Source organism: Enterobacter sp. ENT03 (assembly GCF_019218745.1).
GTDB lineage: Bacteria > Pseudomonadota > Gammaproteobacteria > Enterobacterales > Enterobacteriaceae > Enterobacter_D.
In genome coordinates this window covers 25,624-39,915 of the sequence record NZ_JAHUXA010000009.1, presented here as the reverse complement: position 1 = coordinate 39,915, position 14,292 = coordinate 25,624, and the positions used below count along the sequence as shown (strand labels likewise).

Here is a 14,292-nt window from a genome sequence, read left to right as displayed (position 1 = left end):
TCACCTTCAATGCTGAACCTTCATGCCATCAGTATACATTGATGATGACCATAATCAAAAGTGTTGACATTATAGATTACGATCATCATCATTAATCCGGACTTCCATCCGGTACGCCGGGATCCGATCACTCATTCATGAAGGGTATGTTATGACCACTCCATCCGTCCTTATTACCGGCGCATCCTCAGGTATCGGTGCCGTTTACGCTGAACGTTTCGCCCGCCGCGGCCACGATCTTGTGCTGGTAGCGCGCGACAAAGCCCGACTGGATGCGCTGGCCGCGCGTCTGCATCAGGAAACCGGGGTGAACGTCGATGTGCTCGCCGCCGATCTCACTCAGTCCGATGACGTTGCGCGTGTCGAAACGCGTCTGCGCGAGGACGCCCGGATCGGCATTCTGGTTAACAATGCGGGCATTGCGCAGACCGGCAGGCTGGTGGATCAGGATCCGGCGTCCATTGAGCGCCTTATCGCGCTGAATGTGACAGCGGTTACCCGGCTGGCCAGCGCCGTCGCCCCACGATTTGTTCAGTCAGGAGAGGGCGCTATCGTCAACATCAGCTCCGTGGTCGGCCTGGCGCCGGAATTTGCCATGTCGGTATATGGCGCCACCAAAGCCTTTGTGCTGTTCCTGTCGCAGGGATTGCAGGTCGAACTGGCCCCCGGCGGCGTGTATGTACAGGCGGTGCTGCCAGCCGGCACGTACACCGAAATCTGGGAGCGCGCCGGGATCGACATTACCCACGCCACGCAATATATGGAGGTGGGCGAGCTGGTGGATGCCGCGCTGGTCGGGTTTGATCGCCGTGAACCGGTGACCATTCCGCCGTTACGCCACGCCGAACACTGGGATGCCCTTGACGCGAACCGCCAGGCCCTGATCGCCGACATCAATCAGGCTGAAGCCGCCGCGCGCTACCGCGCCTGAAGCAGAATGACGGATCACTTTTTACATGCGGCTGATACACTGTTGGTTAATTAACCAGAACAGGAGAGCACATGATGTCCGATCGTCCTGCTATTGCCCTGCTTGGTCCGGGCGCTATTGGAACCACGATTGCGGCGACGCTACATGAGGCGGGCCGCACGCCGCTGCTGTGCGGGCGCACCGCGCATCCGCAGTTAACACTGCGTGATGACGACGGCGAAGTGGTGGTGCCAGGTCCGGTACTCAACGATCCGGCGGCGGTCAGCCAGCCGGTCGATCTGCTGTTTGTGGCGGTGAAAACCACCCAGGACGCCGACAGCGCCGGGTGGCTGGCGCAGCTGTGCGACGAGAACACCGTGGTGTGTGCGCTGCAAAACGGCGTCGAGCAGCAAAACCAGTTAGCCCCTTATGTGAAGGGCGCAACCGTGGTGCCCTCGGTGGTGTGGTTTCCGGCCCAGCGGGAAGCGGATGCGTCGGTCTGGCTTCGCGCCAAACCGCGTCTGACCCTGCCGGATGTGCCCGCGGCAAAACCTATTGTCGATGCCCTGAGCGGCACCCGCTGCGCGGTCGAGCTGTCCGGGGATTTCCTCACCATTGCCTGGCGCAAACTGTTGCAGAACGCGGCGGCGGGGCTGATGGTGCTGGCGAATCGCCGTGCCGGAATGTTCCGACGCGACGATATTTCCGCGCTGACGCTGGCTTATCTGCATGAAGGTCTGACGGTGGCGCGTGCGCAGGGGGCGGTGCTCGGCGATGACGTCCCACAGGAAATTCTGGCGGGCTTTCAGCGTTCACCTGCCGATCTGGGGACCTCCATTCTGGCTGACCGTCAGGCCAACCGTCCTCTGGAGTGGGACATCCGTAACGGCGTGATCCAGCGTTACGGCAGGGCAAAAGGGATAGCAACGCCGGTCAGCGATGTGCTGGTGCCGCTGCTGGCGGCGGGTAGCGAAGGGCCGGGCTGAGGGCTGATCAGTGAACGGCGGCATCCTTTGTTCACCGGCTGCCGCTATATTATTTTCTTCGCCAGCCAGACCGTATGCCCGGTGCAGTGCGGATCTTCCTTAATCATGTCCATCACTTCGAAGCCGTTGTCATGCAGCAGGGCACGATATTCCTCTGGTGCGAGGCTCGCATGAAATAACGGCTCCCCTTCAAATTCGCCCATCGCGACGCCGTGATCTGGCCCGCTGGTAAACATAAGCGCACTTCCCGGATGGCTGTGGGCCGCAAATATCGGGAACATGGCTATTTGATCCTGCTGTGTGAGATGAAAAAAGCTGTCCCAGGCAATCAGTCCGTCAAAGGTTTCACCGAGCGCTAATTGCCGCATATCCTTTTCCAGCCAGCGCTGGTGCGGGAAATCGTCGCGGGCGCGGCTCAGCATGGCCGCAGCGCCATCAATGCCGGTGAGCTGAAAGCCCTGCGCGACAAAATATTCCGCTACCGGACGACCGTTGCCGCAGCCCATATCCAGAATGCGTCCTTGCTTATCCATTGCCGCAATGAACTTATCCAGCCAGGGTTTTTCAGAGAGCGCGCGCGAACGCTTCGCGGCAAAGGCGTCTGCATGACGTTGATAGATATTGAGAATATGTGCTGCGGCGTGACGCATCATGACTCCTTAAAAATCGCCTGTAATGCCAGGTGCTGGATCAGCATAATGGTTTTGGCATCCTGGATCTCGCCGTTGCGAATGGCGGCGAGCGCTTTTTCAAACGGCCACTCCAGCACCTGAATATCTTCCCCTTCGTCTGCCAGCCCGCCGCCCGCACCGCTGCGATCGTCATCAGTATATTCAGCGATAAAAAAGTAGAGTTTTTCCGTGACTGAGCCGGGGCTCATATAGGCTTCAAACACTTTTTCAACGGCGGTGACGTGAAAGCCGGTTTCTTCTTCGGCTTCGGCAATAATGCGTGCTTCCGGCGACGCGTCATCCAGTAAACCCGCCGCCGCCTCAATCAGTAAACCATTATGCCCATTGATGTACACCGGCAGACGGAACTGCCGCGTCAGTACCACCGTTCCTTTGGCTTTGTTATACAGCAGAATGGCCGCGCCATTGCCGCGGTCGTAGGCTTCGCGGGTTTGCGTCTGCCAGACGCCATCGCTGCGCTGTAGCTCGAAGGTGTATTTTTTCAGGATGTACCAGTTATCGGACAGCAGTTCTTCACGGAGGTTGCGGATATTCGGGCGTTGCGCTGACATGGGATTTCCTTTTTAAAGAGTGACAGGCAACACGCTATCATGCACAATCGTGCATAATCAAGATCATTCGTGAAAGGTGAAACCATGCTGTCAGGTCAACGCAAACAGCTGATCCTCGATTTACTGGCGCGCGATAAACAGGTGTTATCGCGTGATTTAAGCCAGCGGTTCAACATCTCGGAAGACTCTATTCGCCGGGATTTGCGCGAGATGGCGGCGGAAGGATTACTGCAACGGGTGCACGGCGGGGCGCTGGCGGTATCGGCAGCGACAGGCTCGCTGGAAACGCGTAAAAGCGTGCAGATCGCCTCGAAAAAAGCGATTGCCCGCAAAGCGGTCACGCTGATCCAGCCGGGGAATATCGTCATTCTGGATGGCGGCACCACCTCGGAAGAGATGGTTAACGTGCTGCCGCCGGATCTGGCGTTCACCGTGGTCACCCATAGCCCGACCATTGCCGCCGCGCTGATCACACTGCCGCGGGTCGACGTTATTGTTCTCGGCGGCCAGTTGTATAAACATTCGATGGTCACCGTCGGCGCGGCCATGCTGGAGTCGCTGCGCCGGATCAATGCGGATCTTTTTTTTATGGGCGTCACCGGCGTGCACGAACGTGCCGGTTTCACGACCGGTAATTACGAAGAAGCCTGCGTCAAACGCGCGCTGTCAGAACGGGCGGCAGAAACTGTGGTGCTGGCGTCGCCGGAAAAAATCAACTCGGCATCGGCGTTTGCCATTGGCGATCTGAGCCTCGCCAGTACGCTGGTCATTGACGGGGAGCTGGACGAGAAAATGCGCAGTATATTTAACAGCATGGATATTACTGTGCTCTGAGCGCCGGGCATAAAAATGAACGCTGCGATTATGCCTTGCGTGTGCGATATAATAAAAAGCTAAACGCGAAAACCCCTGAGGGCCAGATATGAGCAATGAAGTACCCATCAAATATTATGACATCGCTGACGAGTACGCGACGGAGACGGAAACGCCGGTCAGCGAAACCGAACGCGACGCCGTGGCACGTTATTTCGAGATGCTGATCACCCGTTTAATGAATGGCGAAGAGATCAGCGAAGAGGCGCAGCAGGAGATGGCCGCAGAAGCGGGTATCAATGAAAAGCGGATTGATGAAATCGCCAATTTCCTGAATCAGTGGGGCAACGAGTAAGCGCCGCGCGGCTCGGCAGACAGCAAAAAGCCCGCACAAAAAGCGGGCTTTGACGGCAAACGAATCCCATACATATTATGCTTTTATAGCTATAGCGGCCACCGATCATCGTGTTATTCAGCAGGCGGCGTTTGCTCATTGTCCATGTAACTATCAAGGTAATTATTCAGGGTGTCGCGGATACTGGTTAGCGCCGCGATACTTTTGACCTGACACTGCTCCTGCAATTGATTCGACAGTAGTGATTCTTTCACCACTACCTGGGTCAGATTGCTGGCTACGCGGCCTAATTCATAGGTCCAGATCTCTTTCCCATATTCTACGGTAATCACCCCATGGGGGGATTTTTTAATTTCGGCATGCAGTCCTGCACTATCGAACAGTTGCTTAATTTTATAGCTGTGGGCGTGTAACTTTTCTGGCACCGTCACTGAGATGCGGCCTGCATCCTGTAATTCCTGGTTCAATTGATCTGCCAGTACGCTGAGGATCTGACAAATGGCCTCATCATGTTGTAAAAATTCTTCAAGTTTGCGTGATACCAACTCCAGCGCGCTGTTGATGATGGTGTTTTTGTGGCCTTCATTATCATTGAAGAATTTGGCTAAATCCTGAATGGCTATCGCCATGCCTGCAGCGTATCCATTACTCCATGCCTCGTTATGTACCTCTTCTGCATTTAGCTCTGCTTGCTGCACAATTCTTCGTGCCTGGCGTTGCGCCTGTAGGCAGATTTTATTAAATGTATCGTAGCGAATAACTTCATTTTTTTTAATTATTACGCCGGTATGGCCACCGGGAATGTTTTTAGTTGTGATTTTTTTAAGCATAATCAAAAGCCCATTTAAGTGCTGACAGTGAGCTGCTCACATTCTGGATCGGAACGGTGGCGTAGTTAAAATCAGTTGGAAAAATCATTTTTAATCTTGCAACTAAAATAGCTGGCAGGGATAGTTGAGCAATCGAATAAATAAAGCTGGCGCCTGATTGTGTAATGTCATCGTGGGTGAGTTCAGTGCTTTTTAATGCGACAGCAGGAAGGCTGTTCACTATTGGCAAGCATAGAAATCCTCTTTCCTGACGGCTTAGTTTTTTCATCCATAAGGGCTGCTGAAGCAGAGTGGAGGAAAACATTTTCAGCCCAATGAGCCACGCAGCAGACTGAACGTGGTGCCAGTGATTGATAAACAGATCAACCACGGCTTTATTTTTTACGTCCGTTTCGCAAAAAACTTCTGGAGAAGGATGCTTTAAAAGCAGATGATTTTGCATATAAGCAGGTAATATACTTATATTTTTCGCAGGCGCATCAGATAGTGTCAGCCAGGTTTTATCGCAGTAACTAGCGGGATTGTACAAAATTTCAATCAGGGTCAGGTGGTAACGCATAAAAAATCCCTTTCCGGAAAGCGGAAGTCCGTTAAATACTTGAGGGTATATGGAATACCCTCAAGTTTAGAGTGAGTCAGTTACGCTTGCTGCTTCGGTTTACGCGCCAATTTTCCCTCTTTGAATGAAAAGATAAAGATGACGAAAATGGCACAGAGAATAACTATTAATAAACCTGCTGCAATCACTAGCCAGGACGGTGTTGACGGCGCGGGTTTGCTCGGCTTAATGGTGTCGGTGCGTTTAAAAATAACCACAGAAATATTTTCATACTGAATATTGCTGATGCTGTTCTTAACCAGTCGTTTAACTTTATCAATATACTCTGCTTCATTAATCGCATTTTTATAGATAATAAGTACTGAAACCGACGACGGAAGAGCCTGCGCATCCGAATCTCCCTCCAGCGGGTAACTCAAATGCACTCTGGCAGTGGTGACGTTATCCAGCTCCCGGATGGTTTGTCCCAGTCTTTGTTCCACCGCGGAAATCAAACGTGCTTTTTCCCCAAGTGGTGTCGATACCATCGCATCGGCAGGAAACTGATCGGCAATTTCAACGTCTTCGGCAGAGGGCAGATTATGAGCCGTGAGCAATTCAACGGAATCACTCATGTAATTTTTATCCACGCGAATGGAAAAAACGCCCTTATCGCCTCTGATTTTCTGCGCATCGATATTATTTTGCTCAAGCAGGGCAATAATTTCATTTGCTTGCCGCTCAGAGACATTAGAGATCAGTTCGGTATCACACCCGGTGAGTGTAAACAGAGACGCAATGAGCAAAAATTTATCATTTAAAATTAATGAGCTATCAGCATTGGTGGCAGCAGTTTCTGTTGGGTAACTCTGTTCTGATTGATTCAGGAATTTGATGCTTGTTCTTATATTTGAGGGGGGGCTGTTTTGCGGGTAGACTAAATTTTTATTTAAATTCAGATTTGCTTGTGCAGTTCTTGTTCTGATTTCAGGAACGATGTTCATGGTATCTCCTTTATTATAGGTTAACAGGTAAGGGCAGGATGAAAGAATTTTTTAACATTACTTTATCTGAGGATTAGAACCGATGGTATAAATAAACCTATAAAAATTCCCAATCTTATGGTGTGGAATAAAAATAAGTAAATTTTTGTTTATTTTAATCTTCGCTGCAATAGAAATAATACCTTGTTAGCCCTACTAAAATATCGCTGGTTGACTGAACATGAAGTGGAGCAACGTTGCAAGCAGATGCTATGACATCTACCAACCATGTTAACTCCCAACTTATGCACGTACTGTAGAATTAAGGAGAAATATTATGAGCGATAGCGTTAATCCGGACATGGTTCTGGACGGCTTCGACATCGGTGATAGTGAAAATCTATTGATGGAAGTTATGGAAACAGGCGTGTCAAGAAAGCAACTACATGCTTTACCCGAAAATCTGATGGAGGGGTTCTATCGATGTGCTTATGAGCATTATGAGCAAGGCAAACTCGATCTGGCGGAGCGTTTTTTTAAATTCCTGTTTATGTATGATCTGTACAATGCCGACTATGCATTTGGTTTAGGCGCTGTATACCAGTTAAAAAAGCAATATCAACGCGCTCTGGATATTTATGCCGTTTCGTTTGCTTTGAGCAAAACTGACTATCGGGCTATGTTTGAAGCAGGGCAGTGCAATATGCAGTTGCGATACGTTGGTCGGGCGAAAAAATGTTTTGAACTCGTTGTCGAGCATGAACAGGATGTGCGATTGGTCGAAAAATCAAAAATGTATCTGGAATCGATAAATAGCATAAAAAATATTAACGAACTCACCGCAACCGAAGAAGAGAGTGAAAATCATGAATGGGATAACAAATAATCCATTACGCAGTTCGGCTATGTCGAATGACATATATCAAGAAGACGTCAGTGCTAATGCTAAAAGTGAAGCTGTAAAAATAAGCAGTGAGCAAATGGATGCTGCTCGCCAAATTATCGAAAATAAAGTTATTACCCAGTTTGATAAGTCGCAAAATAATGGCGATACCCTGAAGCCTTCACTGCGTGCACCGTTGCAGAGTTCTGCTGCCAGGGAGGCACAGGAAACGGTAAAAAAGGGGGGAATGGAGACTTACAACGAGTTGATGGCAAAGCTGATCACGCTGCTGGGTGACCAGAGTATCGATGATTTGCAAGCGCGGGCTGAGATGTATACTCAACACAGTAAAGAGTTTTCCAGCGCCAGCCAGGATGTTTTACAACAAATTGATAACGAAGAGCGGGATTACACCACTGCAAAAATAGCTGAAAAAACGGCAATGCAGGACGTAATAGCGACGGAACAAATCATCAGTAATCTCCAGCAAGAAATTCAGTCGTTGCTTGAGTCTAAACTGCTTATTGAAAATAGACTCAGCGATCCTGACATATCTCCCGATGAAATTTCTGCGCTAAAAGCACAATTAACTAGTGTTAATTCACAACTGATGCAAAAGCAGACGTCAATGGCCACTCAGCAATTAGCTTTGGCCACTGCGCGCCAGACGCTCACTATTGCGACTAATGACCTGTCAAGCAAAGCTGATGCGTTGCGTTCCAGTCTCAATTATCTTGATTCACTGAATAAAAATGCCGCTATGGTTAATGACGCAGCAGACAAATCAGTGAAAGGGAATGCCGGAACTGCCGCGTTGCTTATGGCGCAACTGATCGCAATTATCGGTGAGTCAACCGAAGAAACCATGGAACTTAACCTGAAATTTTCGCAAAAGGTTCAGGCTGCGCAGCAAGAAAAACTGGCAAATGATGCAGAAGAAGTAGAGAAGCAGCAAGAAAAATCCAGACAAATGCAGGAGACCATGGGCTGCATCGGAAAAATCATCGGTGCAATTGTGACGATCGTTTCTGTTGTTGCAGCTGTGTTTAGCGGGGGCGCCTCTATTGCGTTAGCCGCCATTGGTATCGCAATGATGGTTGCGGATACTGTTTATCAAAAAGTTACTGGCAACGAATCATTTATTGCAGCGGCATTAAAGCCAATCATGGAACATGTTTTAATGCCGATTATTCAGTTAATCACTGATGCTATCTCTAAAGTTCTTGAAACTTTTGGTATTAAAAATGACATCGCAGAAATTATCGCCTCGGTCCTCGCAGTTGTAGTATTGATTGTCGTCGCAATTGGTGCCGCTGTCGTTGCTAAACAGCTCCCGGTCGATAAGTTAATGAATATTGTTGGCAACATCGTTAAGAAAGTCATTAGCGGTGTAGTGAGTGCATTAACCAAAGCATTAAAGCCTTTAATTACTGGTGCGAAATCACTGACTGATGATTTGGCAGCTGCATTATCGAAACTTTCTAAATCGTTAACCAATGCCCTGAATCAATTTATCGGTAATAACGCTAAATCCAAAATGAATTTCTTAAAAGACTTCTTTAGTGATGAAGTTAAAGTTAAAACTTTGGGTAATAAAATCAACTTGGCAGATGACTTGTTAAAAATGACCGACGTAAGTATTGATTCTGCTGGCAATATTGCCGTTGGCACGTTTGAAAAACGGATTAATGAAATGCTTGCTGATATTACCCGGATGCTTTCTGCCTCTGCCACCATGAAGTTATTTTCCGACAGTGTGACAGATACCTATAGTCGCTCAATGGAAAATATGAATATGTTAATGACTAATGCTGCTGATATGGCCGGTGAAGAACAATCGGTTGGGCGCTTTATTCTGGCGCATTCCCGGGCATAATCATTGTCAATAACTGTTTTGATGCCAGAAGATAGTGTGGCTGGGATCATAAAAAAATATTAAGCGAGAATAAAATTATGAATAATAATATCAATAGTGTTTTTTCAATGCTAAACATTCCTTTGATTAATAAGTCTGGTGAAGCTGATAGCGCTCAGATTAAAGGATTGCATATCACCGATTCCGCTATTGCGGATCATATCACGCAGCAGCTCGTCAGTAATGCTACCGGCAACAATGGCAATGTTGATATGCATGCTGGTGTTCGTAGCCCACAATTTATGCAGCTACTCAATAACTCTCAGCAAATATTGCAGACGGCGCTGGCTAAACCGGGGGACGCTGAAACTGTAAAACTAGTGTTGCCTAAAAGTTCACAACAGTCCGGGTTAATCTGTATGCTGATTGAACTGGCAAATCAGGCATCTATTGCTGATATCGATCTCAGTAGCACGTTTGGGATTATGAGTGAAAATAGCAGTATGAGTGCAGCGAATGCGCAAAAAGCCCAGGGCCTGGCTATTTTCTCTAAGAATATTATTTCCTCATCAATTAATATGGCAGGGACCGGTGTTGCCACTCGTAAATCGGTGAACAACTATTCCTCGACCAAAGTTAATATCAATCAAAACCTGAAGGGTATGCATGAATCCGATCTGGCTGTACGCCAGATGCAAAACTCACTGGGCGCCAGTAAAAATGATCGACTGGATTTGAGTGATATTGCTACTTCATCTTCATCCGTCAAAAAATCAAATGGTGGCCTCGCTGAACTTAGCCAGCAAGAACGCACTCTGCGTACTGAACATCAGGCAGTTGCTGCACGAAATCTTGATGAAACGATTAGTAATCGTGATGCTTTTAACACAGCGTTCCTTCAGGGTGAAGCTCGCACCCGTCTGACCTCAACTCAGATTGAAGCGCAGCGTGCGATTGGTATGGCCGGTGCCAGTGTTGCCGACGGTTCAGGTTCGCTCGCTCACAGTACTGAACAGAAAGAAGAGACAGAAGAGCGCTCTGAAGCCAAGGTGATGGATGGCGCAGTAGAAATGTCCCGCCAGCAGGCGCAAAAATCACAGCAACTGTTAGCCAATATGATGAATTTACTTAATGACGTTCGTCGAACGGAAGCAGATCTGGTTGGTGCTTTCGCAAATAACATGAAAGCCTGATCCGGAAAATAATCTCAAGCTTCAAGTTCCAGGCAGATACGAATTTATTCGTATCTGCTCTTTTTATGGAGTCAATATGAATGATATCAGAGACGTTTCCAGCCTGACCATGCCGCCTTACCGCAATGATTATTTTGGGGCTACCATGGTGATGTCGAATGCTGGCGCCCCAATGGGTATGGAGCGAACGTTACGTACGACTGATCTTTCCGTCAGAAATGTGGTGCAGGCAATCAACACTACAGTAAGACCACACGGGGCTTCAACTCTTGAATATTCTGGCGATACTCAATCAACAACATATCGTGGGCAGGCCTATGAATTAGCAGAAATTACCGGTGAATTGAGGATTACCGATCAGGGAAATATCAATGATTTGAACAGACGATTGGCTAAGTTTGTGACTGCCAATCTGAGTAAAGACAATCCGCAATCTGCGAATGAAACCATCATTGCCCTGGTCAGTGGTTTCCGCGACGATGCGCGGTATGTGAATGTTGCCGCCCATGATGTTTTCTCAGCACTTTCATTTCTTATTTCTGATGTGAATAACTGGAATGGTATACATTCAGACATAAAAATTCCCGATTGGGCTGTACCTTTCATTCACGACCATGAAAAAGAATTTACGCGATGTATCAAGGATATTCACAATCAGCTTAAAGGTAATTACCATACCCGTCATTTTGCCAAAAAAACTGCGCATATGAGTAATGCTGCCTATGATGCGGCTCTCGCAAAGGAGTTCTCAAAAGTACAAAATGATCTGATGCTTATTTCTGGTGACCAGTATCTGCAAACAAGTTTCAGTGGCGAGAGTGGTAATAACATTGTTAAACAGATTTTCGCTTATCATGACGAAGTGCTTTATCAAATATTGGAAAAAACATGTAATTTGATCATTGCCACACCGACAGGCAATAGCATAAAAAGCTTATCTAAAGATGATGTTTACGCGACTCTGTGTGCTGACAGATATTATAAAGCATTCCACCGTCGTTCCTGCAAACTAAAGAATGATTTATTGGTTTGCGATGTTTTTAATTCTACTATTTCTCCAGGTAATGTTTCACGTATTACTCAACACAGACCTTGGTCGTCTTTGGGCGCTCCAAAAACAACATTTAATCCGGAGTTTATTAAACTTTCCGGACGCTTATTTATGAATGTTTATTCTTGCCCTGTTCCAGATAAGTTTTTAGATAAGTTCTTTGAAGGAGAAAAACTATGAAGTTAACCCGCAGTGTATCTGTCGACCCTTCAATGTATCGTCCAACCCTTGCTGATACAAAACTCACCGATCTGGTGATAAATCTGCGATCTGTTCACACTGCTCCGGCTGTAAAACCCGCGAAAAGTGGCAGTGACTCACCGAAGTTTGATTTGTTGAGATTCCGCAATCAGTATCGCGAAAGTATTGCAACAAATGTGATGTCAGAATTGAATGATGACTTCAAAATTGCGTACGAAAAAGGTGACGCAGCACAGAGGCGCAATCTTGAAAACGTAGCCACTATGATTTATCTGGCGAAGGCGCATACCATTGGAGATGAGAATCGCGATAAGTCGAATTTTGAGAGCTTATTGAATGCCTGGTTTACGGCTATCAAAAATGGTAATAAAAAGCCGGACAGTTATTTTACAGTTGAACAAAACTTTAGTGTCAATAGAAAAAATAAAGAGCGTGATAGCTACCAGAAAGCAGTAAATGAGTTGGGTATCTTTTTAAAAGACAGGTTCGATACGCCAAAAGCTCTTGCTAAAGTTGTTATGGCAGATGTTCAAAAACGGTGTAATGACGTTTTAAGCCACCATGGACTGGATATTTCATCTGTTCCTCAGTTTCTTGAGCAGACGGCATTCAACGCTGAAAAAAATATCCGTCACGCTGTAAATAATCTTACCTCCCCAGGCAGGGAGGGGATTGCTTTTATTAAGCAGGCGACCATCCACGTTAATTCGATGTTGAATTATCCGAATTATCTGCGCGACATATTGAGCAAAGCGGATCAGCCGCCGGTTCCAGCGCCACCAGCGCAGCCCCAGAATCCGAATATCACCTCTCCAGATGAACCGGCAGAGCCGGTTAGCAAGCCTGATGGGACTATTCATCCATTACCGGCTGCCCCTTCACCAGTGGTGGTCAACCTCAGTAATATTGGTAACCCGACGGTCCATGTTGATCTTGGTGATAAACTCGACAGGCTTGCTGAAAAACTCGAAAAACTGGCTGAGCGCGGCAATACGGTTTATCACATTCATCATTACCATATTTGTGAATGTAAGCATGTTCACGGTAGTTCCTCGCTACCACATAATTTTACAAGCTTCACCCAATCCAGCACTGTGTCTGAAAGTGACAACGGCCCCCGTAGTGGTGGTGCTTCTGTATTTCCTGATTTACATGCAGAGCGCTTTAACACGTCAGGTGTTGCTGATGGGTATGATGAGAGTAATCACTTATCCTCTGAAAGCATTCAGGCAGAATCTGCTACAGACAGTCCTGAGCATGGTGTTGAAGAGGCGATGATCGAAGAACACCGTATTAATGTTGATGGAGACGAATCTGCATCTGGCAGTAGTGCATCCGCTGCTATAGAAGCTGCAGACATCACGGAGAATAGGGTGAGTGAGGGTGCTGTTCAAATGACGGATACCACAGCCGATACCTCGTCAATGGCCGAACGTATACGTTTTTTTGATCAGCTCGTTAATCAAAATCAGACGGTTGCGTCGGAAGCAATCCGATTTTCTCCACCGAAGGTGTCCTCACCCACTGATACGTTCATTGCTAAACAAGAGCGGGCAGGCAATCCCGTTACTTTAAGCCAGACTGGATTACTGCGACCGAATCTTGCGGGCAGCAATTCGTCGTCTTTCACTGTGCAAAACCAACAGAGTGCTGCTGTCGTGGTTGATAACAGCGAACTAACGGTTTCCGAACCGTTCCTTGAGAATAAAACGTTTATTTCCAGGGCTTATATCAACGTTAATCAAGGTGATAACGGTCTGGAGTTCGATGCCAGTACGGTAAGATCTCCACAGCGTCAATCGTCTGCTGAGGATATGGCATCGCAAAAAGCGCCTCACTCTGAACAGACTGTTGAGGCGCTTCAGGATGATGCGCTGGACTCGGGTTCTCAGCGGGTATCAAAGAGTGGGGCTTCTACTCCAGGCCATGTTCGTGACCTGGTCTCTTTCTTTAACAGCAGTATCCGTGATGTCCGTACGGCGCAGAGCAATACCGCAGAAGGTAGCGCATTGCCCTCTGCTAAAAATGAGACAGGAGATATGCAGAAGTTGAATATGACGGCAGAAAATCCTGTTAACGTCATACCTGGTCAACGTTACAGCCCATATCTTGATGAGAAAGGTGACATCAAATCGCCAATCACATTGACGGTTGATGGGCTACATATGTCACGCAATTGATTAAAGCGGAGTAATGAATGCGCAGCATAGAAGATATCAGCGAATGCTTGATCTCTGCCGTGGTTAAAATCAAATCCCTTCCTCGTGAAGATGTGGGTATTAATAGTCATATTTTATACGACTTATATTTTGACTCGGTTGATCTAATCGAATTTTTAACAGAGATCGAAGACTGCCTTAACATTAGCATCAACGATGATGAGTTAGGCGGTTTCACGACTCTCGATTCAATATCACGTGTTATTTTAGCTCGTTGTAACCCAGCGTAAAA

At 47.5% G+C, this 14,292-nt stretch carries 15 protein-coding genes; 10 read left to right on the top strand and 5 right to left on the bottom strand.

The features are described from left to right. Window positions 1-151: 151 nt before the first annotated feature. Window positions 152-931, top strand: coding sequence for an SDR family oxidoreductase (locus KW828_RS12920; protein ID WP_218336728.1), 780 nt, complete (start codon window positions 152-154; stop codon window positions 929-931). A gap of 74 nt (window positions 932-1,005) precedes the next feature. Continuing rightward, window positions 1,006-1,896 carry an oxidoreductase gene (locus KW828_RS12915; protein WP_218336837.1) on the top strand — a complete coding sequence of 297 codons (891 nt, stop codon included), beginning with the start codon at window positions 1,006-1,008 and terminating at the stop codon, window positions 1,894-1,896. 44 nt (window positions 1,897-1,940) lie between these two features. Here the strand turns inward: KW828_RS12915 and KW828_RS12910 are convergent, their stop codons facing one another. Both KW828_RS12910 and KW828_RS12905 read right to left on the bottom strand, forming a co-directional pair. Continuing rightward, a complete protein-coding gene (locus KW828_RS12910; protein WP_218336727.1) occupies window positions 1,941-2,549 on the bottom strand; it encodes a class I SAM-dependent methyltransferase in 609 nt (202 codons plus the stop codon). Next, window positions 2,546-3,139 carry an NUDIX domain-containing protein gene (locus KW828_RS12905; protein WP_218336726.1) on the bottom strand — a complete coding sequence of 198 codons (594 nt, stop codon included), beginning with the start codon at window positions 3,137-3,139 and terminating at the stop codon, window positions 2,546-2,548. Before KW828_RS12905 ends, KW828_RS12910 begins: the two co-directional genes overlap by 4 nt. A gap of 84 nt (window positions 3,140-3,223) precedes the next feature. On the opposite strand from KW828_RS12905, the gene KW828_RS12900 reads away from it, so the two are divergent. Both KW828_RS12900 and KW828_RS12895 read left to right on the top strand, forming a co-directional pair. Then, on the top strand, window positions 3,224-3,973 hold the full coding sequence (locus tag KW828_RS12900) for a DeoR/GlpR family DNA-binding transcription regulator (RefSeq protein WP_218336725.1): 750 nt from the start codon (window positions 3,224-3,226) through the stop codon (window positions 3,971-3,973). Between the two features lie 88 nt (window positions 3,974-4,061). Continuing rightward, window positions 4,062-4,307, top strand: coding sequence for a DUF2543 family protein (locus KW828_RS12895; RefSeq protein WP_218336724.1), 246 nt, complete (start codon window positions 4,062-4,064; stop codon window positions 4,305-4,307). A gap of 113 nt (window positions 4,308-4,420) precedes the next feature. Here the strand turns inward: KW828_RS12895 and KW828_RS12890 are convergent, their stop codons facing one another. From KW828_RS12890 to sctJ, 3 genes are all read right to left on the bottom strand, one after another. Next, window positions 4,421-5,137: a hypothetical protein gene (locus KW828_RS12890; RefSeq protein WP_218336723.1), complete on the bottom strand. Its 717-nt coding sequence runs from the start codon at window positions 5,135-5,137 to the stop codon at window positions 4,421-4,423. Beyond that, the gene (locus KW828_RS12885; protein ID WP_218336722.1) at window positions 5,130-5,696 is read right to left on the bottom strand and encodes a hypothetical protein; all 567 of its coding nucleotides are present in this window, start codon (window positions 5,694-5,696) and stop codon (window positions 5,130-5,132) included. The genes KW828_RS12890 and KW828_RS12885 overlap by 8 nt, the downstream gene beginning before the upstream one ends. Window positions 5,697-5,776: 80 nt before the next feature. Next, window positions 5,777-6,679 carry a type III secretion system inner membrane ring lipoprotein SctJ gene (gene sctJ / locus KW828_RS12880; protein WP_218336721.1) on the bottom strand — a complete coding sequence of 301 codons (903 nt, stop codon included), beginning with the start codon at window positions 6,677-6,679 and terminating at the stop codon, window positions 5,777-5,779. Window positions 6,680-6,995: 316 nt separating this feature from the next. Here sctJ and KW828_RS12875 point away from each other — a divergent pair, with 316 nt between their 5' ends. From KW828_RS12875 to KW828_RS12850, 6 genes are all read left to right on the top strand, one after another. Next, entirely contained in the window at window positions 6,996-7,544 is a 549-nt protein-coding gene (locus KW828_RS12875; RefSeq protein ID WP_218336720.1) for a SycD/LcrH family type III secretion system chaperone, read from the top strand. Beyond that, complete coding sequence (gene sctE / locus KW828_RS12870) at window positions 7,525-9,417, top strand: type III secretion system translocon subunit SctE (protein ID WP_256350166.1); 1,893 nt, start codon at window positions 7,525-7,527, stop codon at window positions 9,415-9,417. The genes KW828_RS12875 and sctE overlap by 20 nt, the downstream gene beginning before the upstream one ends. A 77-nt stretch (window positions 9,418-9,494) precedes the next feature. Further along, window positions 9,495-10,589, top strand: coding sequence for an IpaC/SipC family type III secretion system effector (locus KW828_RS12865; protein WP_218336718.1), 1,095 nt, complete (start codon window positions 9,495-9,497; stop codon window positions 10,587-10,589). A gap of 76 nt (window positions 10,590-10,665) precedes the next feature. Continuing rightward, on the top strand, window positions 10,666-11,820 hold the full coding sequence (locus KW828_RS12860; RefSeq protein ID WP_218336717.1) for a hypothetical protein: 1,155 nt from the start codon (window positions 10,666-10,668) through the stop codon (window positions 11,818-11,820). Continuing rightward, window positions 11,817-14,021, top strand: a complete 2,205-nt coding sequence (locus tag KW828_RS12855) for a hypothetical protein (protein ID WP_218336716.1) — start codon at window positions 11,817-11,819, stop codon at window positions 14,019-14,021. Before KW828_RS12860 ends, KW828_RS12855 begins: the two co-directional genes overlap by 4 nt. A 17-nt stretch (window positions 14,022-14,038) precedes the next feature. Beyond that, a complete protein-coding gene (locus KW828_RS12850; RefSeq protein ID WP_218336715.1) occupies window positions 14,039-14,290 on the top strand; it encodes an acyl carrier protein in 252 nt (83 codons plus the stop codon). Window positions 14,291-14,292 lie beyond the last annotated feature (2 nt).